General features: G+C 69.7%; 22 protein-coding genes and 2 pseudogenes. 12 read left to right on the top strand and 12 right to left on the bottom strand.

The features are described 5' to 3' along the window. On the top strand, nucleotides 1-915 hold the full coding sequence (locus tag SMIR_RS37140) for an ATP-binding cassette domain-containing protein (protein WP_168489324.1): 915 nt from the start codon (nucleotides 1-3) through the stop codon (nucleotides 913-915). A gap of 1 nt (nucleotide 916) precedes the next feature. Next, nucleotides 917-1,819, top strand: coding sequence for a sugar phosphate isomerase/epimerase family protein (locus SMIR_RS37135; RefSeq protein WP_168489327.1), 903 nt, complete (start codon nucleotides 917-919; stop codon nucleotides 1,817-1,819). A 219-nt stretch (nucleotides 1,820-2,038) separates the two neighbouring features. On the opposite strand, the gene SMIR_RS37130 is transcribed toward SMIR_RS37135, so the two are convergent. Continuing rightward, entirely contained in the window at nucleotides 2,039-2,221 is a 183-nt protein-coding gene (locus SMIR_RS37130) for an aldehyde dehydrogenase family protein (RefSeq protein WP_211119012.1), read from the bottom strand. A gap of 110 nt (nucleotides 2,222-2,331) precedes the next feature. On the opposite strand from SMIR_RS37130, the pseudogene SMIR_RS43890 reads away from it, so the two are divergent. The 3 genes and pseudogenes from SMIR_RS43890 (at nucleotide 2,332) to SMIR_RS37110 (ending at nucleotide 3,695) form a co-directional block, all read left to right on the top strand. Then, a pseudogene (locus tag SMIR_RS43890) lies at nucleotides 2,332-2,925 on the top strand (SDR family NAD(P)-dependent oxidoreductase). Nucleotides 2,926-2,941: 16 nt separating this feature from the next. Continuing rightward, a complete protein-coding gene (locus SMIR_RS45055; RefSeq protein ID WP_211119013.1) occupies nucleotides 2,942-3,079 on the top strand; it encodes an SDR family oxidoreductase in 138 nt (45 codons plus the stop codon). 43 nt (nucleotides 3,080-3,122) lie between these two features. Further along, entirely contained in the window at nucleotides 3,123-3,695 is a 573-nt protein-coding gene (locus SMIR_RS37110) for a TetR/AcrR family transcriptional regulator (protein ID WP_168489329.1), read from the top strand. On the opposite strand, the gene SMIR_RS37105 is transcribed toward SMIR_RS37110, so the two are convergent. Beyond that, complete coding sequence (locus tag SMIR_RS37105) at nucleotides 3,670-4,836, bottom strand: CaiB/BaiF CoA transferase family protein (RefSeq protein WP_212728012.1); 1,167 nt, start codon at nucleotides 4,834-4,836, stop codon at nucleotides 3,670-3,672. The two genes, SMIR_RS37110 and SMIR_RS37105, sit on opposite strands and share 26 nt — an antisense overlap. Before the next feature lie 75 nt (nucleotides 4,837-4,911). Here SMIR_RS37105 and SMIR_RS37100 point away from each other — a divergent pair, with 75 nt between their 5' ends. Then, a complete protein-coding gene (locus tag SMIR_RS37100) occupies nucleotides 4,912-6,084 on the top strand; it encodes an acyl-CoA dehydrogenase family protein (RefSeq protein WP_212728011.1) in 1,173 nt (390 codons plus the stop codon). Nucleotides 6,085-6,270: 186 nt separating this feature from the next. Here SMIR_RS37100 and SMIR_RS37095 read toward each other — a convergent pair whose 3' ends face one another. Then, a complete protein-coding gene (locus tag SMIR_RS37095) occupies nucleotides 6,271-6,756 on the bottom strand; it encodes an HIT family protein (RefSeq protein ID WP_168489336.1) in 486 nt (161 codons plus the stop codon). A gap of 96 nt (nucleotides 6,757-6,852) precedes the next feature. On the opposite strand from SMIR_RS37095, the gene SMIR_RS37090 reads away from it, so the two are divergent. Next, complete coding sequence (locus SMIR_RS37090; RefSeq protein ID WP_212728010.1) at nucleotides 6,853-7,869, top strand: zinc-binding dehydrogenase; 1,017 nt, start codon at nucleotides 6,853-6,855, stop codon at nucleotides 7,867-7,869. Between the two features lie 224 nt (nucleotides 7,870-8,093). Here SMIR_RS37090 and lpdA read toward each other — a convergent pair whose 3' ends face one another. From lpdA to SMIR_RS37075, 3 genes are all read right to left on the bottom strand, one after another. Next, the gene (gene lpdA / locus SMIR_RS37085) at nucleotides 8,094-9,497 is read right to left on the bottom strand and encodes a dihydrolipoyl dehydrogenase (RefSeq protein ID WP_168489342.1); all 1,404 of its coding nucleotides are present in this window, start codon (nucleotides 9,495-9,497) and stop codon (nucleotides 8,094-8,096) included. Nucleotides 9,498-9,568: 71 nt separating this feature from the next. Next, nucleotides 9,569-10,192 (bottom strand): cysteine hydrolase family protein, encoded by a 624-nt coding sequence (locus SMIR_RS37080; RefSeq protein WP_168489344.1) that lies wholly within the window; start codon nucleotides 10,190-10,192, stop codon nucleotides 9,569-9,571. 45 nt (nucleotides 10,193-10,237) lie between these two features. After that, nucleotides 10,238-10,723: a PaaI family thioesterase gene (locus SMIR_RS37075; protein WP_168489346.1), complete on the bottom strand. Its 486-nt coding sequence runs from the start codon at nucleotides 10,721-10,723 to the stop codon at nucleotides 10,238-10,240. A 90-nt stretch (nucleotides 10,724-10,813) separates the two neighbouring features. Between SMIR_RS37075 and SMIR_RS37070 the strand changes: the two genes are divergently transcribed. Further along, nucleotides 10,814-11,293, top strand: a complete 480-nt coding sequence (locus SMIR_RS37070; RefSeq protein ID WP_168489349.1) for a winged helix-turn-helix transcriptional regulator — start codon at nucleotides 10,814-10,816, stop codon at nucleotides 11,291-11,293. Nucleotides 11,294-11,719: 426 nt separating this feature from the next. Here SMIR_RS37070 and SMIR_RS37065 read toward each other — a convergent pair whose 3' ends face one another. Continuing rightward, on the bottom strand, nucleotides 11,720-13,213 hold the full coding sequence (locus tag SMIR_RS37065; protein ID WP_168489352.1) for a flavin-containing monooxygenase: 1,494 nt from the start codon (nucleotides 13,211-13,213) through the stop codon (nucleotides 11,720-11,722). Between the two features lie 141 nt (nucleotides 13,214-13,354). On the opposite strand from SMIR_RS37065, the gene SMIR_RS37060 reads away from it, so the two are divergent. Together SMIR_RS37060 and SMIR_RS37055 are read left to right on the top strand one after the other, a co-directional pair. Then, nucleotides 13,355-14,578, top strand: coding sequence for a PucR family transcriptional regulator (locus tag SMIR_RS37060; protein WP_168489354.1), 1,224 nt, complete (start codon nucleotides 13,355-13,357; stop codon nucleotides 14,576-14,578). Nucleotides 14,579-14,827: 249 nt separating this feature from the next. Beyond that, on the top strand, nucleotides 14,828-15,769 hold the full coding sequence (locus tag SMIR_RS37055) for an SGNH/GDSL hydrolase family protein (protein ID WP_168489356.1): 942 nt from the start codon (nucleotides 14,828-14,830) through the stop codon (nucleotides 15,767-15,769). 96 nt (nucleotides 15,770-15,865) lie between these two features. Here SMIR_RS37055 and SMIR_RS37050 read toward each other — a convergent pair whose 3' ends face one another. Together SMIR_RS37050 and SMIR_RS37045 are read right to left on the bottom strand one after the other, a co-directional pair. Beyond that, entirely contained in the window at nucleotides 15,866-16,519 is a 654-nt protein-coding gene (locus SMIR_RS37050) for an NAD(P)H-binding protein (protein WP_168489358.1), read from the bottom strand. A gap of 58 nt (nucleotides 16,520-16,577) precedes the next feature. Then, nucleotides 16,578-17,009, bottom strand: coding sequence for a VOC family protein (locus tag SMIR_RS37045; protein WP_168489360.1), 432 nt, complete (start codon nucleotides 17,007-17,009; stop codon nucleotides 16,578-16,580). A gap of 138 nt (nucleotides 17,010-17,147) precedes the next feature. Here SMIR_RS37045 and SMIR_RS37040 point away from each other — a divergent pair, with 138 nt between their 5' ends. Continuing rightward, nucleotides 17,148-17,798, top strand: a complete 651-nt coding sequence (locus SMIR_RS37040; protein ID WP_211119014.1) for a GntR family transcriptional regulator — start codon at nucleotides 17,148-17,150, stop codon at nucleotides 17,796-17,798. A 282-nt stretch (nucleotides 17,799-18,080) separates the two neighbouring features. Beyond that, nucleotides 18,081-18,362 (top strand): hypothetical protein, encoded by a 282-nt coding sequence (locus SMIR_RS37035; protein WP_212728518.1) that lies wholly within the window; start codon nucleotides 18,081-18,083, stop codon nucleotides 18,360-18,362. Nucleotides 18,363-18,489: 127 nt separating this feature from the next. Here the strand turns inward: SMIR_RS37035 and SMIR_RS37030 are convergent. The 3 genes and pseudogenes from SMIR_RS37030 to SMIR_RS37020 form a co-directional block, all read right to left on the bottom strand. Further along, nucleotides 18,490-19,164, bottom strand: a pseudogene (locus tag SMIR_RS37030) (histidine kinase); the annotation flags it as partial. A 32-nt stretch (nucleotides 19,165-19,196) separates the two neighbouring features. After that, nucleotides 19,197-19,880, bottom strand: a complete 684-nt coding sequence (locus SMIR_RS37025; RefSeq protein ID WP_212726524.1) for a response regulator — start codon at nucleotides 19,878-19,880, stop codon at nucleotides 19,197-19,199. Nucleotides 19,881-20,005: 125 nt separating this feature from the next. Continuing rightward, complete coding sequence (locus SMIR_RS37020) at nucleotides 20,006-20,674, bottom strand: potassium-transporting ATPase subunit C (RefSeq protein ID WP_212726525.1); 669 nt, start codon at nucleotides 20,672-20,674, stop codon at nucleotides 20,006-20,008. Nucleotides 20,675-20,677: the final 3 nt, after the last annotated feature.

Genomic DNA, 20,677 nt, shown 5'->3' with positions numbered 1-20,677 from the left:
ATGACAACCAACGGATCCGGACCCGCCGGCGCCATCCTCCCGGACGCTCCGCCCGAGGACGGCACCGCCCCGATCGTCGAACTGCGCAGCGCCGGGAAGGCGTACGGCAACATCCGTGCCCTGCACGGAGTCTCCCTCGCCGTCCACCCCGGCCAGGTGACCTGCGTCCTCGGCGACAACGGCGCCGGCAAGTCCACCCTCATCAAAATCATCTCCGGCCTGCACCAGCACACCGAGGGCGAATTCCTCGTCGACGGCGCCCCCGTACGCTTCTCCACCCCGCGCGAGGCCCTGGACCGCGGTATCGCCACCGTCTACCAGGACCTGGCGACCGTGCCGCTGATGCCGGTGTGGCGCAACTTCTTCCTCGGCTCCGAGATGACCAAAGGCCCCTGGCCGATCCAGCGCCTCGACATCGACCGCATGAAGAAGACCGCGGACGAGGAACTGCGCAACATGGGCATCGTCCTCGACGACCTCGACCAGCCCATCGGCACCCTCTCCGGCGGCCAGCGCCAGTCGGTGGCCATCGCCCGCGCCGTGTACTTCGGCGCCCGCGTCCTCATCCTCGACGAGCCCACCGCCGCCCTCGGCGTCAAACAGTCCGGCGTCGTCCTGAAGTACATCGCCGCCGCCCGCGACCGCGGCCTGGGCGTCATCTTCATCACCCACAACCCCCACCACGCCTACATGGTCGGCGACCACTTCAGCGTGCTGCGCCTGGGCACCATGGAACTCAGCGCCGCCCGCAGCGAGGTCAGCCTCGAAGAGCTGACCAACCACATGGCAGGCGGAGCCGAACTCGCCGCGCTCAAGCACGAACTGGCCCAGGTACGCGGCGTCGACGTCGAGGAACTCCCCGAAGCCGAGGACCTCAAAGCACCCGTGGCGGCCACTCCCGAAGGGACCTCCTGACATGACCGCTCCCCTGGACCGCATCCGGGTCGGCTCCGCACCGGACTCCTGGGGCGTCTGGTTCCCCGACGATCCACAGCAGGTGCCCTGGGAACGCTTCCTGGACGAGGTGTCCGAGGCGGGCTACTCCTGGATCGAACTCGGCCCCTACGGCTATCTGCCGAGCGACCCTGTCCGGCTCACCACCGAGATCGACAAACGCGACCTGAAGGTGTCGGCCGGTACGGTCTTCACCGGGCTGCACCGCGGACCGTCCGTCTGGGACGCCACCTGGGAACACGTCAGCGAGGTCGCCGCGCTCACCCAGGCCATGGGCGCGAAGCATCTGGTGGTCATCCCCTCCTTCTGGCGGGACGACAAGACCGCCGAGATCATCGAGCCGCCCGAGCTGACCGCCGAGCAGTGGGCCCACCTGACCAAGGGCATGGAACGGCTGGGCCACGAGGTCAAGGAGACATACGGCCTCGACATCGTCGTCCACCCGCACGCCGACACGCACATCGACACCGAGGACCACGTCGAGCGCTTCCTCGACTCCACCGACTCCGACCTGGTCAACCTGTGCCTGGACACCGGGCACTACGCCTACTGCGGCGGCGACAGCGTCAAGCTCATCGAGACGTACGGCGAGCGCATCGGCTATCTGCACCTCAAGCAGGTCGACCCGGCGATCCTCGCCGACGTCGTCAAGAACGAGGTGCCGTTCGGTCCCGCCGTGCAGCGCGGTGTGATGTGCGAACCCCCGTCCGGCGTACCGGAGTTGGAGCCGGTGCTGGTGGCCGCCCAGCGTCTGGGCGTGGAGCTGTTCGCCATCGTCGAGCAGGACATGTACCCCTGCGAGCCGGACAAGCCGCTCCCGATCGCCGTACGCACCCGGAAGTTCCTGCGCTCCTGCGGCGCCTGACCCGTCCGGCGCCCCGCCCGCATCCGCCTGCACCCGGATGTCCGCTCCGTGAGGCGGCCTCGTCATCCCGATGAGGCCGCCTCAGGCGTGCAGGGGTGTCGTCCGGATCGCCCCCTGGGGCCTGTCCGGCGGATCATGCCGCAGACGCGGGGCTTGGCACGCACATCTGCGTTCATGAGGGACCGCCCGATTCCCGCGACTTGATCCGCCGGACAGGCCCTAGCCGAGAATGCCCTTGGTCTCCAGGTAGTCGTGGAAGCCGAACTCGCCCCACTCCCGGCCGTTGCCGCTCTTCTTGTACCCGCCGAACGGACAGCCGAAGTCGAACGCGTCGTTGATCGCGACCCATCCCGCCCGGATGCGACGCGCCACGGCACGCGCCTTCTCCGACCGGCATACGATGCGTGCCGGGCCTGTTCAACGGTCAGCGGTCTGCGCCGGAGCCGCCCCCCGACACGCTCTGCCGTCGAAGGGAGACCCGCGTGGCGCCCGACCCCGATGTCGCCGCACGGATGTTCGGCCTCAATGGCCGGGTGGCGGTCGTGACCGGTGCCTCGTCGGGTCTGGGAGCGTCGGTGGCTCGCGCACTCGCCTCGCTCGGCGCCCGGGTCGCCGTGGTGGCCCGCCGTCACGACCGGCTGGCCGAGCTCGCCCAGGGGATCGACGGCCTCGCCGTCCCCTGCGACCTGTCCGACCTCGACCGGATCGGCTCCGTGGTGCCGACGGTCGTCGAGGGACTGGGACCGCCGGAGATCCTCGTCAACGCCGCCGGGAACATGTTCACGACCGAGCGCGCCTAGTCCGAACCGCTCGACGCCGTCCGCCGCACCATGGACCTCAACCTGCTGGCCCCGTTGCTGATCGCGCAGGCCGTCTTCCCCCACATGCGCGCCCTCGGCCGGGGCGCGATCGTCAACATCTCGTCCATCAGCGGCCGGGTCGGTATCCCCGGCATCCCGCAGGCCTCGTACGCGGCGAGCAAGGCGGGCCTGTCCGGCCTGACCGCCGAACTCGCGGTGCAGTGGGCGCGGCATTCGATCCGGGTGAACACGGTCGCCCCCGGCTTCTTCCGCAGCGAGATCACCGGCCCGCTCTACGAGCGGTGAGCGCGCCGCCGAGTACCTGCGCCGCAACACCCCGCTGCCCAAGGAGGGGACCGCCGATGACATCGTCGGCGCGGTCCTGTGGCTCGTCGGCGACGCCGGAAGCTATGTCACCGGACAGACGGTCGTCGTGGACGGCGGCTGGACCGCCCGCTGACAGCATCTCCTGCCGAGTAAAGGGGAACGGCTACGCTGAGGTCATGCCGTCCACACGTCGCACAGCGCGCCAGACCGACCTGCTGAAACGGCTGGTCGCCCTGCTGGCGGCGGAAGGTTTCGCCTCGTTCACGCTCGACGAACTGACCGAGCGGCTGCGCTGCTCGAAGACGACGTTGTACCAACTGGCGGGCAGCAAGCAGGAGTTGGTCCGTGAGGCCGTGAAGCACTACTTCCGGAGTGCGGCCGAGGCCATCGAGAAGCAGGTGGCGGACACCTCCGCGCCCGCGGAGCGCGTGGTGGTCTACCTGAACGCGGTCGCCCAGCAGTTGAGGCCGCTGTCCCGGCGGTTCCTCGACGACATGGCCGGATTCGAACCGGCCCGCGAGGTGTACGAGGCCAACACCCGCCTGGCCGCGGGCCGGATCAGACAGCTGATCGCGGACGGCGTCGCCGCCGGCGCGTTCCGTGACGTCCACGCGGCCTTCGTGGGCGAGGTCGTCGCCGCCACCATGCAGGAGATCCAGCGCGGCGAGGTGTCCGCGCGCACGGGGCTGACCGACGCGGAGGCGTACGCCGAGTTGGCGTCGCTCATCGTGCACGCGGTCTCGCCCTGACCGCGGGGGTGGCGGCCGGGGAGCCGACACCCCAGTCGCGCAGCACCGACTCGGTGTCCGCGCCCGGCGCACCCGGGGCCGAGGGCCGCCGGTTGGGAGTGCGCGAGAAGCGCGGGGCCGGTGCGGCCTGGAGGATGCCGTCGACCTCGACGAGGGTGCTCCGGGCTACCACATGCGGGTGCGCTCCCGCCTCCGCGAACGTCAGCACGGGGGTGACGCACGCGTCCGTGCCGGCGAAGTGCGCGGTCCACTCGTCGCGCGTGCGGGAGGCGAAGCGCTGTTCGAACCAGGCCCGCAGCACGGGCCAGCCGCCGCGGTCGCCCTGGGCGGGCAGGTGGGCCCCGGCGATGCCCAGTCCCTCCAGGAGCGCCGCGAAGAACTGCGGTTCGAGTGCGGCGACGGCCACGTACTTGCCGTCGCCGCACTCGTAGGTGTCGTAGAAAGGGGCGGCCCCGTCGAGGAGGTTGGCGCTCCGTTCGTCCGACCACTCGCCCATGCCGCGCAGCGCGTACGTCATCTGGCCGAGCAGGGCGGTCCCGTCGAGCATGGCGGAGTCCACGACCTGCCCGGCCCCGGAACGTGAGCGCTCCCAGAGCGCGGCCAGGACGCCGATGACCAGAAGCATGGACCCACCCCCGAAATCTCCCACCAGATTGAGCGGCGGGGGCGGCGGATCACCGGCACGGCCCATCGCGTGGAGCAGCCCGGTGAGACCGATGTAGTTCAGGTCGTGCCCGGGATCCTGGGCGAGCGGGCCGTCCTGACCCCAGCCGGTGACGCGTGCGTAGACGAGGCCCGGGTTCTCCCTGCCGCAGTCCTCGGGGCCGACGCCGAGGCGCTCGGCGGCGCCCGGCCGCAGGCCCTCGATCAGCACATCGGCCCGGGCGGCCAGCGCCCGTACCAGCGCACGTCCCTCGGACTCCTTGAGATCGGCGAAGACCGACCTGCGGCCGCGCCGCACGATGTCGGTGGCGCCTTCCGGGCCGAGCCGCAGCGCCCGGCCGGAGGGCCGCTCGACGCGCACCACGTCGGCGCCGAGATCGGCCAGCACCATGGCCGCGTGCGGAGCCGGCCCGAGTCCCGCGAGCTCGAGGACGCGTAGACCGACGAGGGGGCCCCCGGATCCATCGCTGGACTGCATGGCATCACGGTACCAAAAACGATACTGTTGTATCGCTCACCGTATCAATAGTTCCAGAGCGACCGAGGAAATCCCATGCCAGCTACCCGTACGCTTCCCGCCCCGGAAGCCGTCGACCTGATCGGCCTGACCCGTGAGCTCGCCGAGAAGGAGCTCGCGCCTCGCGTCGCCGAGGCGGAGGCCGAGGAGAAGTTCCCCCGCGAGATCTTCCGCACGCTCGGCCGGGCGGGCCTGCTGAGCCTGCCCTACGCCGAGGAGTACGGCGGCGGGGACCAGCCCTACGAGGTCTACCTCCAGGTCCTCGAGGAGATCGCCGCCGTGTGGGCCAGCGTCGGGGTCGGCGTCTCGGTGCACGCGTTGTCCTGCTTCGCCCTCGCCTCCTTCGGCACCGAGGAGCAGAGGAAGGAGTGGCTGCCCGACATGCTCAGCGGCGAGCTGCTCGGCGCCTACTGCCTGTCCGAGGCCCACGCCGGTTCCGACCCCGCCGCGATGCGCACCCGGGCCGTCAGGGACGGCGACCACTACGTCCTGAACGGCGCCAAGGCGTGGACCACGCACGGTGGGCACGCGGACTTCTACACGATCATGGCGCGCACGTCCGACGCGGGCTCGGGCGCGATCTCCTGCTTCCTCGTCCCGGCCGACACCCCTGGTCTGATAGCCGATCCGCCCGAGCACAAGATGGGTCTGACCGGGTCGGCCACCGCGACCATCCGCCTGGAGGACGTGCGTGTCCCGGCGGATCGACGCATCGGCGAGGAGGGCCAGGGACTCAAGATCGCCTTCGCCGGACTGGACTGCGGACGACTCGGCATCGCGGCCGTCGCCACGGGCCTGGCCCAGGGAGCACTGGACCACGCGCTGCGCTACTCGCGCGAACGGGAGACCTTCGGCCGCCCGATCATCGAACACCAGGGGCTGGCTTTCGTGCTCGCGGACATGGCCGCGGCGGTCCAGGCCTCCCGCGCCACCACGCTCGCCGCCGCCCGGCTCAAGGACCAGGGGCTCCCGTTCGCCTGCGAAGCGTCCATCGCCAAGCTGATCGCCACGGACAACGCCATGAAGGTCACCACGGACGCCGTCCAGGTCCTGGGCGGCGCCGGCTACACCCGCGACTTCCCGGTCGAGCGCTATATGCGGGAGGCCAAGGTCATGCAGATCTTCGAGGGCACCAACCAGATCCAGCGCCTGATCATCGGTCGCGCGCTGCGGGAGAGCGACCGGGGCACCCTCAGGGTTCAGAACTAGGGCCTGTCCGGCGGATCAGGTCGGAGGGAAGTAACGGCGCCTCATAAGCGCAGGTGAGCGGGGTCTGGTGCGTCCAGCTGCAAGGCGGAGGAGGGCGTCGACGCGGAGCGTCGGCAACCGACGACAACGCCGCAGATGAGCGTGCCAGACCCCGCGTCTCCGGCAGGGTCCGCCGGACAGGCCCTACTAGAGCCTGTCCGGCGGACCCCAGGAGTGCGGGAGCCCGTGAAGCCGGGCTCGTAGGGCGCGGGCCATACGGTCCGCGCCTTCCGTTGTCACCCGCTCCGGCTCCGGACGGTCCAGGAGCCCGAAGATGCCCGGCCCACGGTGTGCGACGGACAGATCCGCCATGCGCGGCACGATGTGGAAGTGCACGTGCGAGAAGCCCTCGGACTCGGCGAACTGGACGACGTAGGTCTTGAGGCAACCGGTCGCCCCGCGCAGCACCCTGGAGAGCCTGACCTGCCACACCCCCAGGGCCCCGGCCTCGGCGTCGGTGAGGTCATGGACGGCCGTGACATGCCGTCGCGGCAGCAGCACCAGCCAGCCGGGCACCGCGGTGTTGAAGCTGTGAGCCACCCGCCAGTACTCATCGGACACGACGCGTTCGCGGGGCGGAAGTTCGTCGAACCGCGCTTCCTGGCCGCAGGCGTAGCAGGGGGGAGTCGTCATGTCCCGGGATCGTAGAACGGACCTCAACCGCGGCGCCAACGGTGACACTTCACGGTACAGATCACGGCACAGATCACGTACGGAGAGGAAGCCGTCATGGCTGTCATGCGCGCAGTGCGTCTGCACTTCCCCACCCACGAGCTGCGGGTCGAGGAGGTCGACCGGCCCACCCCCGGTGCGGGTGAGGTCCTGGTCAAGGTGGAAGCGGCCGGGGTGTGCCTGTCCGACGTCCACCTGATCTCCGGAGAACTCGGCGGCACACCCGCGCTGTTGCGGGGCGACACGGTGACCCTGGGGCACGAGGTGGCCGGCACCGTCGCCGAGCCGGGTCCGGACGCGGGCGGCTGGGAAGTCGGCGACCGCGTCGTCCTCCAGGCCGGCGAGTACCGCGACGGGCGGGGCTGGACCCGTGGTGTCGACTACGACGGAGGCTGGGCCGAATTCGCGCTCGCCCGGATCGACACCCTGGTATCGCTCCCGGACTCGATCCCCTTCGAGCAGGGAGCGGTCATCCCCGACGCGGTCTCCACCCCGTGGGGCGCCATCACCGACACCGCCGGTGTCCGCCCCGGCCAGGCGGTCGGGGTCTGGGGCATCGGCGGTCTGGGCGCGCACGGGGTGCAGCTGCTGCGCATGGTGGGCGCCTGCCCCATCATCGCCGTCGACCCTTCCCCCGCCGCCCGCGACCGCGCCCTGGCCTTCGGCGCGGACCTCGCCCTCGATCCGGCCGACCCCGGTCTGGCGGACAAGGTCGCCGCCGCCACCCGCGGGGCCGGTATCGAGGCCGCCTTCGACTTCGCCGGCGTCACCCCGGTGCGCGAGCAGGCCCTGTCCGTGCTGGCCGACGGCGGCAAGTTGATCCTCGTCGGGCTGAGTGGAAAGCCGGTCACCATCGCGGACAGCACCACCTTCAGTACCCGAGAGCTACGGCTCCTGGGCCACTTCGGCTCCGGCGCGAACGCGGTGGCACAACTCATCCACCTCACCGAGAACGGGCGGCTGGACTTCTCCCGCTCCATCTCGGACGTACTGCCCCTGAACCAGGCGGCCGAAGCCGTCGAACGGCTGGAGCGCAAGAAGGGCGATCCGATCCGCCTGGTGCTGCGCCCCTGAGGGTGCCGTTCGCGTCGTCAGCACCGCCACCCCCTCGTGAGCGTCAGCCGCCCGCGGCGGAAATCACCGCGGGGGCTGCGCGATGGGCGTCAAGGTGTCCAGCCCGGCGCCGACCACCCGCCCTGCGCTGCGCGTTGAGCTCGAGCATGCGGTGAGTGAGGTCGTCCAGGTCGCCGCGGTGGGCGACCTCCTCGCGCGCCGGTGCTCCAGCGCGTCGCACGGACTCAGAAGTTGATCATATGTCCGGCCAGGCCGTGCACGGCTTCCTTCACCGCTTCACCCAGGGTCGGGTGGGCGTGGACATTGCGGGCGACCTCGTGCACGGTCAGGTCCCACTGCTGCGCCAGCGTCAGCTCCGGCAGCAGCTCCGTCACGTCCGGACCGATCAGATGGCCCCCGAGGAGCTCGCCGTACCTGGCGTCGCTGATCAGCTTCACGAAGCCGACCGTGTCACCCAGACCGTGCGACTTGCCGTTGGCCGTGAAGGGGAACTTGGCGACCTTGACGTCGTAGCCCCGCTCCTTCGCCTGTGCCTCGGTGTAGCCGAAACTGGCGATCTGCGGCTGGCAGTACGTGGCACGCGGGATCATCACATAGTCCAGCTCCATGGTCTCCGCGTCCGCGATCGTCTCGGCCGCGATGATCCCCATGGACTCGGCGTTGTGCGCGAGCATCAGCTTCGCGGTCACATCCCCGATCGCGTAGATGTGCGGTACGGACGTACGGCAGCGGCCGTCGACGTCGATCGCGCCGCGCTCGGTGACCCGTACACCCGTGGCCTCCAGGCCGTACCCGGTGACGTTCGGCGCGAAGCCGATCGCCTGGAGGACCTTGTCGGCCTCCAGAACCTTCTGCGCACCGTCCTTGCCGGTGACCGTCACCCGCACCTGCGGGCCCGACTCGTCGATCGACTCGACACGCGTCGAGGTGAGCACATCGATGCCCAGCTTCCGGTACTGCTTGGCGAGTTCGGCGGAGACGTCCGCGTCCTCCAGCGGGGCGACCCGGTCCAGGAACTCGACGACCGTGACCTTCACACCGTAGTTGTGCAGGACGTACGCGAACTCGATGCCGATCGCCCCGGCGCCCGCGATCACGATGGAGCGCGGCAGGTCCTCGGCGAGGATCTGCTCCTCGTAGGTGACGACACGGTCGCTGCGCCGGGTGCCGGGCAGCAACTTGGGGGTGGCGCCGGTGGCGATGATGCAGTCGTCGAATCCGACCGTCTTCGTGGTGCCGTCGGCAAGGGCGACCTGAAGCGTGTGGGCGTCGAGGAAGGTGCCGCGGCCGTCGATCTCGGTGATCGCGTTCTTCTTCATCAGGAAGTGGACGCCCTTGACGCGGCCGTCCGCGACCCGGCGGCTGCGCCGGAACGCCTCGCCGTAGTCGAAGGAGACCTCGCCGTCGACCTTGATGCCGAACGTCTTCGCCTCCCGCGTGAAGATGTGCGCCAGCTCGGCATTGCGCAGCAGCGCCTTCGTGGGGATGCAGCCGACGTTCAGACACACACCACCCCAGTACCGCTCCTCGACGACCGCGACCCGCTTGCCGAGTTGCGCGGCGCGGATGGCGGCGACATAGCCGCCCGGTCCTGCTCCGAGTACGACCACGTCGAAGCGCTCGTCCATGAGTGGATCCTTCCGGTGAAGCCCGGCTCAGAGCCGGTCCAACATCCTCTGCACCATCTGTCCCTGTGACCTTATGTCTTCAGTGCCGCTACGACACTTTTCGTGTCTGTGATCACATGTGCGTAGGTCGGACCGTTCAATTCATGGGCGGCCCTCATGAGTTCGCTCGAGAACGCCGCGGTGGCGTCGGTCACCAGCGACACATGGAATCCGAGTTCCATCGCGTACTTGGCCGTGGTCTCGATGCAGGTGTTCGCGAGCAGTCCGATGACGATCACATGATCCACGCCGCGCTGGCGGAGGCGCATCTCCAGGTCCGTGTTGGCGAACCCGCTCTGGGCCCAGTGCTGTGCGACCACCGTGTCCGAGGGCTCGGGCCGCAGGGGCGGATACCAATCCCCGCCGAACGCGTCCTGAGCGAAGAGCTGGTTCTTGTCCACGGCGCGTTGTGACGGGTTCGGATGGGACCAGAACTCGTACAGCCCCGGTGCCCAGCGGTGATGTGGCACGTAGAACACCGGAACGTCGACCTCGCGAGCGGTGGACACCAGTTCGGACAGATGGGCCCGCAGGTCGACCTCCCGCGCGACCTCCGCGATGCGCGGCCAGAGCTTGCCCTCGTCGGCGAGGAAGTCGTTCAGCGGATCGACCAGCAGAACCCCCGTCCGGCGCCGGTCGTAGTCATACACCGTCATAGCTGCCTGCCTTCCGTACGTCGCACTCCTGTGCGGGCGCGCCGGTCAGACGGGGAACAGCAGACAGCTGCTGGTCGTGTGCGCCAGCAGCCGGTCCCCGGAATCGAAGAGCTCGGCCTGCGCGAGGGCGGTACGACGTCCGCTGTTCAGGACGGTGCCCACGGCACGGACCTTGCCGGTGTCCACGGTGACCGGGCGCAGGAACTTCACATTCAGGTCGAGTGAGGTATACCCCATCCCCTGCGGCAGGACCGACTGCACCGCGCAGCCCGCCGCCGAATCGAGCAGGGTGGCGTATACCCCGCCGTGGACGCTTCCGATGGGGTTGTAGTGCTCCTCGCCCGGAACGAGGGCGAAGACGACCCGGCCGTGCTCGACCTCTTCGAGCGTCATCCCGAGGGTCGCCGAGATCGGCGGGGCGGGGAGCCGTCCGGCCTGCACCTCGCGGAGGAAGTCGAGACCGCTGTGCTGCCCGACGGCGGCGGCGGAGACGGTGGGGTCCTCCCAGTCGTACGTGCGTGACCTGCCCATGACGCTCCCTCGATAATCTGAATGTGGAATTCGAAGCTAGCCAGGACGACGTCTGGATGTCAACGTCGAAGCCAGCCTACGATGGGGCGCATGACGTGGCTCGAGACAAGCACCGAGAACTGCACGGTCCAGCGGACTCTCGACCTGGTGGGCGAGAAATGGTCACTGCTGGTCCTGCGGGATGCCATGAACGGCGTACGGCGCTTCGACGACTTCCGTCGGCACGTCGGGCTGTCCGAGAGCGTGCTCTCGGACCGGCTGCGGAAGCTCGTCGCGGCCGGGATCCTGGACACCGTCCCCTACAACGAGCCCGGCAGCCGCACCCGCCACGAGTACCGGCTCACCCGCAAGGGCTGGGAGCTGTGGCCGGCGATGATCGCCCTCAAGCAGTGGGGAGACCGCCATGCTGCGGATCCCGAGGGCCCGCCCCTGGAGGTCACGCACGCCGGCTGCGGCGCGCCGGTCGAGACCGTGGTCGTCTGCTCCGCGGGACACGGCCCCCTCGTCCCGCCGGAGGCACGCACCCGCCCCGGTCCGTCGGCGAAGGCCTTGGATCCCACCGCTCGCTAGGGCCTGTCCGGTGGATCAGGTCGGGGGGAAGCAACGGCGCCGCAGAGGCGCAGCGTCTCCGGCATGATCCGCCGGACAGGCCCTGGACCGGTGGGGCGGAGCGCGCGTGCGGGATCGAGCCCGGTGGCCGAGCCCGCGCCGGTCGCGACGGCGTGCGCGCTCGCCGCACCGAGGTGCTCGAGCAGGCCGGTGGGTGGTGTCCTGGGCCGGGTCTCCGAGGCCGTACGCGTCGCCGCGGGCGAACCGCGGGCGAACCCGCGCCTGACACAGCGCGCCCGGCGGCGCCGCGATCCTCGTGGACCGACCGGCGTCACGGTTGTGGAAGTGGATGCCGAAGAAGCCCCGGCCGACGCAGCCGTCGATCATCGCCGTGCGTCCGGTGGCACGGGGTGATGTCGCATCCTACGGGCACGAAGCGGTCGTCGCTCATGCCGACGTCTCGGCCTTCGCTTGGCGTGCGCCGGAGGCGAAGCGCAGGTTGTCGTCCTCGACGGGGCCGCCGCGCAGCAGTTTGACGTCGGAGTGGTAGTTCATCGACATGAGCCAGGGATAGGCGAGTCCTTGACGCGGCATCACGTGGAGGGACCGCTTGACGTATCCGGCGCCGAAGTCGAGCAGCGGACGGGTCGGCATGGCCGGGTCGGGGAGCTCGGGGCAGCAGATGTCCGTGCCGGTGGCGTCCATGTGTCCGAGCAGCCGGGTGAAGTGCTCGCACAGCAGGCCCACCTTGAGCGTCCACGAGGAGTTGGTGTAGCCGATCGCGAAGGCGAAGTTCGGTACGCCGCTCAGCATCATGCCCTTGAAGGCCACCTTGTCGGCGAAGTCGACGGGTTCACCGTCCACCGAGAGCGCCATCCCGCCGAACAACTGCACGTTCAACCCGGTGGCGGTGACGATGATGTCGGCGTCGAGCTCACGACCGGACTCGAGCCGGATGCCGGTCTCGGTGAACGTCGCGATCCGGTCGGTGACGACCGAGGCCGTTCCCTTCCTGAGCGCCTTGAACAGGTCCGCGTCGGGGACCGTGCACAGCCGCTGGTCCCAGGGGTCGTAGGGCGGGTTGAAGTGCTCGTCCACGGGATAACCGGCCGGCAGTTGCCTGATGTTCACGGCGCGGATGAGACGTCGTACGACCCGTGGGTGACGTCGCGAGGTCCGCCAGATGAGGCGCTGCACGGCGATGTTCTTGCGCCGGGTGAGCCGGTGGGCGAGGCCGGCCGGCAACACCTTGCGCAGCGTGTTCGCGATCACGTCCTCCGACGCGACCGGAAGGATGTAGGTGGGCGAACGCTGGAGCATGGTGACATGGCCGGCCGCGTCTGCCAGCGCCGGGATCAGCGTGACGGCCGTCGCACCGCTGCCGATCACCACGATCTTCTTGCCCGCGCAGTCCAGGTCCTCCGGCCAGTGCTGCGGGTGCACGATCTGTCCGGCGAACCGCTCCCGGCCCTCGAACCGGGGGGTGAACCCTTCGTCGTAGCGGTAGTAACCACCGGCGCAGAACAGCCAGTTCGCGGTCATCGACACCGTCTCACCGGTGTCGGCGCGCTCGATCTCCACCGTCCAGCGGGCCTCGGCGGTGGACCAGGCCGCGCCGCGCACCCTGTGGTGGTAGCGGATGTGCGCTTCGATGCCGCTCTCCCCCGCGGTCTCCCGCAGGTAGTCGAGGATCAGATCGGCGGTGGCGATCGACTTGTCGTTGCGCCACGGCTTGAAGGCGTAGCCGAAGGTGTGCAGGTCGGAGTCCGACCGGACGCCCGGATAGCGGAACAGCGCCCACGTGCCGCCGGAGACACCACGGGCCTCCAGGACCGCGTAACTGCTGCCGGGCCGCTCGGTCCGCAGGTAGTGGGCAGCGCCGATGCCGGAGATGCCGGCGCCGATGATCAGCACGTCGATGTGCTCGCTCTGACGGGTCATGTGCGGGGACTCCGTTGATGAGGCGTTCGCTGGGTGGTGCCTCGATGATGACCGCACATACCAGCCAGTACGGTGTGGCAGTTCGCACCGTCATCGGAAAGAACCAGTGCATTTTGCACCACTGCTGGCTACCGTGCAGTCATGACCTGGCAGCACCCGTCCGAACGGACATGCGATCTGCTTCGGCAGGGTGCGGAGATCGCACTCAACAGTCTGCAGGAGTGGCTCGACGAGATCGACGAGGCGACCTTGGCGGCGGTGACCATGCGAGCCATCGCACAGGACCCCGCCCTGCGCGCCGCCACACGGCGGATCAACCGCGCCCACCTGGCGTTCTGGGCGTCGGAGACCGCGCGCGACCCCGGCGCGCCCGTACCCGCGTACATCGGCCCGGACAGTCTCGGCCATGCCCGTGACCTGGTGCGCCGCGGGCTCGACGAATCGGCCCTTGACTCCTACCGCGTCGGACAGAACGCGGCCTGGCGGCGCTGGATGCAGACCGCCTTCACCCTGACCTCCGACCCCGACGAACTGCGCGAGCTGCTCGATGTGTCGGCGCGCTCCGTCTCGGGCTTCCTCGACGCCACGATCGTCGACATCGCCGCACGCATGGCCGCCGAGCGCGAAGAGCTGACCCACGGCACCCACGCCGAACGTCGCGAGATCGTCACCCTGCTCGTCGAGGGCGCGCCCATCAGCCGGCAACGGGCGGAAGCACGTCTGGGCTACGCCCTCGACCGGACGCACACCGCCGCCGTCGTATGGAGCGAGGAACCGGGCCCCGAACCGGGCCACCTCGAGCGTGCGACCGAGGTTCTGGCGCAGACGACCGGAGTGCAGCAACCTCTCACCGTGATCGTCGGCGCGGCCACTTTGTGGGTGTGGCTGCCCGGACCCGCCGCACCGGACACCGGCCTGCTGAGCCGACTCCTCGACCCGCTGCCGGGCGTCCGGATCGCCGTGGGCCCGCCCGCCCGGGGCAGGGAAGGCTTCCGGCGCAGCCACCTCGACGCGCTGACCACCCAGCGCATGCTCGCCAGGCTCCGTTCACCGCGTCGTGTCGCCGGTTTCGACGACGTCCAGCTCAGCAGCCTGATCAGCCAGGACGTCGAACAGGCCGACGACTTCGTCAAGACCACCCTCGGCGACCTCGCCACGGCGAGCCCGGAACTGAGGCACGCCGTCCTCACGTACATCCAGGCCCAGTGCAACACGACCCGCGCCGCCCGCCGGCTCTACACCCACCGCAACACCCTGCTCCGGCAGCTCGACCGAGCCGGCCAACTGCTTCCGAGGCCACTCGAGGACAACACGGTCAAGGTGGCCGTCGCCCTCGATCTGCTCCAGTGGCGTGGCAGCGACTGAGGACCACGGTGGGCGCCGGCATGCGTCTGCATCGGCACTACGCGCACTCCCCGGCGTACTGCGTTCTCAGTAGCCGGGATTGTCGGCAGCCGCAGGACGACGCGGCAGGGCCCGACCAGAGAGCCTGAAGACGTCCCAGCGAGCGGGACGAAGCGACCTCTCCAACGACTGTTTCCCTTTGTCCAGCGGGCTGTTGGGCCTTCCGGCGTGCGCGCCCCTCATCCGTCACCGAGGCAGCAGGACATGTTGATGACGAATCACCTACGAACCGTGCTGCTCGGGGTCTTCCTCGCCTGCGCCACCTTGGTCGCCGCGGTCGGCATCACCCGGCACAACTCGGGCACCGACCCGGTCGGAGTCGCGACGCCACGGGGACCGTATGTGGCGCTCGGCGACTCCTACACCGCCGGGCCACAGATCCCCGACCGGACCGGAACCCCCGCCGGGTGCGATCGCTCCGACCACGACTACCCGGCGCTGGTCGCCGCGCGGCTGGGGCTGCGGGCGGCCCACTTCCGCGACGTGAGCTGCAGCGGGGCCACCATCGCCGACCTGACGACGCCGCAGTCCACCGACGACGGCACCAACCCGGCCCAGCTGTCGGCACTGTCCGCCGGGACGCGGCTGGTCACCCTCGGCATCGGCGGCAACGACATCGGCTTCAGCTCGTTGATCACCGCATGCGTCAAGGCGGGCGTGATCTACGACATGACGGGCCGCGGCAAGTACACCGGGGACGACGCGCCGTGCCGGGGGAAGTACGTCTCCGGCGAAACCGACGACGTACAGCGGAAGATCGACACGGCGGGTGAGCGGCTGTCCGAAGCGGTGGCCGAGGTGAAGCACCGTGCCCCGAAGGCCCGCGTGTACGTCGTGGGATACCCGGCGATCCTGCCGACGGGTGGCTCCGGCTGCGCCGACGACCTGACCCTCGCACCCGGTGACGCTACCTACCTCCACGACAAGGAACAGCAGCTCAACGCCGAGCTGCGCAAGCGGGCGCAGGAAGCCGGGGCCGGATACGTCGACACGTACAAGCCCTCCGTCGGCCGTGACGCCTGCTCGGGCAGGGACACCCGCTGGATCGAGCCGCTGCTGCCCAGCCTTCCCGCCGCCCCGATGCATCCCAACGAGCGCGGCGCACGCGGCATGGCCGACGCGGTGCTGCACGCGGTCGGCACTCCGCGGTGAGCGACACCCCCAGCACACCGCCTTCTCGAGGTTGACGTAGACCTGCTGGAGCTGCGCGTCGCCTTCTGCCGTGCGGGGGGGCTGTCGGGGCGGGGCTCACGAGCTCACGAGCCGAGCGACCGCCTCGGTCACGGGGGTCTCGCCACCGGTGAGTTCGACGATGACGCGGCCCAGGGCCGGCTCGTGCAGGGCCGCGTCGATGAACGCCGCGACGTCGTCGCGGCGCACGTCGCCGTACTCGATGGCCGGGCCCGCGGTGACGCGGCCGGTGCCGGGCTCGTCGAGGAGAGTGCCAGGACGGACGATCAGCCAGTCGAGGCCGGTGCGGGTGAGGTGGACGTCGGCGGTCTTCTTGACCTTCATGTAGTGCTCGAAGCCCTCGTCGGGCTCGCCGGCGCGCAGGGCGTCCGGGAAGACGGAGACGAGCACGAACCGCGAGACCCCGGCGCGGGCGGCCGCGGTTGCGGCCTTCTCCAGGCCCTTCCCGTCGATGGCGGTGGTCTTGTCCCTGCCGGTGCCGTGGGCTCCGGCGGAGAACACCACCGCGTCGTGCCCGCCGATCTTCGCCGCGAGCTCGTCCACCGAGTCGTCGACGAGGTCTCCGGTGAGCGGGGTCGCGCCACTCGCACGCACGGTCTCGGTCTGGGCGGGGTTGCGGTGCATGCCGGTCACCGCGTCACCGCGGGCGACGAGCAGACGGGCGAGCCGGTTGCCGACACCTCCGGCGGCGCCGATCTGGAACACCTTCATGATGATGCGCCTCTCTTCGTCGGTTCTTCGTCGATCGCTGCTCTTCGCAGCGGCGCCGTCAGGCGGCGAAGACCTGGGAGTCGTCGGCGAACGCCTTGAACTCGAGAGCGTTGCCCGCAGGATCGAGGAGGAACATCGTCCACTGCTCACCGGTCTGGCCCTCGAAGCGCACATACGGCTCGATGACGAATTCGGTACCCGCCGCGCGCAACCGGTCGGCGAGCTTCTGGAACTCGGGGATCGTCAGGATCAGGCCGAAGTGCGGCACCGGGACGTCGTGGCCGTCGACCGGGTTGTGGGCGTGCCGCACGCGAGCCGGGGCCAGGTGCGTGACGAACTGGTGGCCCTGCAGATTCCAGTCCACCCAGCTGTCCGCGCTGCGGCCCTGCGCGAGGCCGAGCACCTCGCCGTAGAAGCGGCGCGCGGCGGCCAGGTCGTCGACCGGCATGGCCAGGTGGAACCGCGGGATCGGTGATGCGAGCACGGTCATGGCGCGTGTCCTGCCTTCCTGAACGCGAGTCCGGGTGCGTCCACCGGGGTCAATGTCCGAATGTTAACATTGAGACATCCAAGGAATGTTAACATGCCGACAATCGAGGGAGGCAAGACCATGCGTGACCAGGACAGGGTGGCCCCTGCGCGCCGACGGGGCCTGGCGGACGAGGTCGCGGACCGTATCCGGGAGGCGATCTTCAGCGGGGCCTACGCCCCTGGGTCGCCGCTGCGCGAGGTGGAACTGTCCGGTGCGCTGGACGTCAGCCGTGGCCCGGTGCGGGAGGCGCTCCGGCTGCTGGAGCGCGAGGGCCTGGTCCACTGCGCCTGGCACCGGGGCACCCTCGTGACGACGCTGTCGCCCGCGGACGTCGCCGAACTCGACAGTCTGCGAGGCGCGTTGGAGGAACTCGCCGTGGCGCAGGTGATCGCCCGCGCCTCGGACGAGGACATCGCGGGGATCGAGAAGACCGCCGGGCTCATGGAGCGTGCGGCGGACGAGCACGAGATGGTGCGCTGCGACATCGCCTTCCACGACGCCGTCTTCGCCGCCGCCGGACACCAGCGTCTGCAAGAGGCGTGGGAAGCCATCCGCTGCCAGGTCCACCTGTTCCTGCTGACCCGGATCGGCCACAGCACCGAGGGGTACCTCGCCCACATCCCGGAGGAGCACCGCGGGCTCGTCGCCGCACTGCGCGCCCGCGACACCGGGACCGCGCTCGATCTCTTCGCGGCCCACCGCCGCCTGGCCGTCGACGTCGTCACCGAAGGCGCGGCCGCGACCTGATCGGCGGCCGACGCTGATCGTACGACCGCCTCGCGTCACCTGGCCGACGGCAGTATGTCGGACAGGTCGATCCAGGCGTTCAACCCCTTGTCGGTGAGCTGTTCCTTGAGCCGTTGGACGTCATCGCGGTCCTGGCGCGAAGAGCAGAGGAACACCTGCTTTCCGGGGTCGGCCGCGGGACCGACTCGCTTGAGCGGACGCGTACTTCAGCATGTCGGTCCGGAACGGGCATCGGCAGCCCGAGGAGGAGATGTGCGCTCATGAGCGTGCGCGGACACGGCCGTGGTCCGGGAGACCTTCGGCATGGAGTCGGTCGCGCTCCTGGAACGGGAGAGCGACGTGACGCCGTGGACCTGCACGGGCCGGGTGGGCACGGGGAGAACGGAACTCGCCGTCCAGCGCACCCTGGCCGAGGACCTCGGCGGCACCTTCCACCACGTCATCGGCGACGATCCGATGGTCGTCGTCGACCCCGGTCTGCTGGAACGATCGGTCGCCAACCTCGTGGAGAACGCGGTGAAGTACTGGGCGGCCTCTACCCCAGGGTGTGGACGGGCGGGGTGAAGAACCAGTTCAGCAGCAAGGAGCCGACCACGGCCGGCCTCCGTCGTGGACCTCGCCGCCCGGCGCCTCGTGGGCAACCTGCTGGACATGTCGCGTCTGCAGACCGGGACCGTCACCCCGATCGTGCGGTGACCCGGTGCTCGCTGCGGTACTCGGTCAGGTACTCGTCGACCCGGTCGGCCACCCACAGCAGGGCGAGTTCACGCAGGGCGGTGAGGTTGCCGGGCCGGAAGTAGTTGGACAGGGCCGCGTCGACCTTGTCGGACTTGTAGATGTTGCCGTGCGCCATACGGCGACGCAGCGCGGGCGGTGACATGTCGACCAGTTCGATCTGGTCCGCCCGCCGTACGACCTCGTCCGGGACGGTCTCCTGCTGCCGTACACCCGTGATGGACTCGACGACGTCGCCCAGCGACTCAAGGTGCTGGATGTTGACCGTGGAGATGACGTCGATCCCGGCGGCGAGGAGTTCCTCGACGTCCTGCCAGCGCTTGGCGTTGCGGGAGCCGGGGATGTTCGTGTGGGGCAGCTCGTCGACCAGGGCCACCTGGGGCCGGCGGGCCAGCACCGCGTCGATGTCCATCTCGGTGAACGTGGAGCCGCGGTACTCCAACTCCTAGAGCGGGACCTGCTCCAGACCGTGCAGCATCACCTCGGTGCGCGGCCGGTGGTGGTGTTCCACGTACGCGACGACGCAGTCGGTGCCCCGCTCGACCCGGCGGTGCGCCTCGGAGAGCATCGCGTACGTCTTGCCGACCCCCGGTGCCGCACCGAGGTAGATCCGAAGCTTGCCGCGTGCCATTCTCTTCTCTTCGTCGGTTTCGTACGCACGCCTCAGCTTTCGAAGCGGTATCCCATGCCCGGCTCGGTGATGAGGTAGCGGGGGTGGGCGGGGTCAGCCTCAAGTTTGCGGCGGAGTTGGGCCATGTAGACCCGCAGGTAGTTGGTCTTGTTGCTCTGGCTGACTCCCCATACCTCCGCCAGCAGGTGTCTCTGTGTGATGAGCCGGCCGGGGTTGGTGACCAGGATCTCCAGCAGATGCCACTCGGTCGGTGTGAGGCGTACGTCGTGCCCGGCGCGGGTGGCCTTCTTGGCGAGCAGGTCGATGGTGAATCCGTCCGTCGTGACGAGCGTCGTCTCGGGGGCCAGCGGAACGTCGTCCGTGCGGCGGACGGCGGCGCGCAGTCGGGCGAGGAGTTCGTCCATGCTGAACGGCTTGGTGATGTAGTCGTCGGCGCCCGCGTCCAGGGCCGCGACCTTCTCGTCGGAGGCCCGGCGGGCGGACAGCACGAGGATCGGTACGCGGGTCCAGCCGCGCAGGGCCTTGATGACGTCCGTGCCGTCCATGTCGGGCAGGCCGAGGTCGAGCAGGACCACGTCGGGCTGCCGGGCGGCGGCGATGCGCAGTGCGGTGGTGCCGTCGGGGGCGGGGTCCACGCCGTACTTGCGGGCCTGCAGGTTGATCACGAGGGCCCGGACGAGCTGAGGGTCGTCCTCCACCACCAGTACCCGGGTCATCAGTGTGCGCCTTTCCTGTCGTACGGCGGGCCGGAACCATACGGAACCGGCCTCGTGAACGCGGGAGTTGACGAACCGGGGTCTGTTCCCCGTCCGCCAACTCCCGCGCGGTGCGCCTAAGGCCATCAGCTCTTCGCCACAAGTCCCTTGAGCGCGATGTTGAGCTCCAGGACGTTGACGCGGGGCTCGCCGATGAAGCCGAGGGTGCGGCCGTCGGTGTGCTCGTCGACCAGCTTCTGCACCTGGGCGACGGGCAGGCCGTTGTTCTCCGCGATCCGGTGCACCTGGATGTCGGCGTACTTCGGGGAGATGTCCGGGTCCAGGCCCGAGCCGGAGGAGGTGACCGCGTCGGCGGGCACGTCGGAGGGCTTGACCGTGTAGCCGTTCACCGAGTTGTCCTTGATGACGGCGGCCTTGGCGTCCTTGACCCACTTGATCAGGTCGGCGTTGTCACCCGAACGGTTGGTGGCGCCCGACAGGATCAGCTTGTACTGCGTGTTGACGCTGTTGGCGCCCAGCCCGTTCGCGGGGCGGCCCTGGAACCACTTCAGGTCGGCGTCCGGGGTCTCCTGGCCCTTCTTCAGCGGCAGGTTGTAGGACTGGCCGATCAGCGAGGAACCGACGACCTTGCCGTTCGCCTTGATCTCCGAGCCGTTCGCCTGGTCGGAGAACAGGCCCTGGGCCACGCCGGTGATGGCCAGCGGGTAGAGCACCCCGCAGACGACGGTGAGCACGAGCAGGGCCCGCAGGCCCGCCCAGAGCAACCGGGCAGTGTTCGTAACCGAGTTGTTCATAGC

The organism is Streptomyces mirabilis, assembly GCF_018310535.1.
GTDB lineage: Bacteria > Actinomycetota > Actinomycetes > Streptomycetales > Streptomycetaceae > Streptomyces.
Note: the sequence above shows the minus strand (reverse complement) of the source record. Positions and strands in the feature narration are given on the sequence as shown.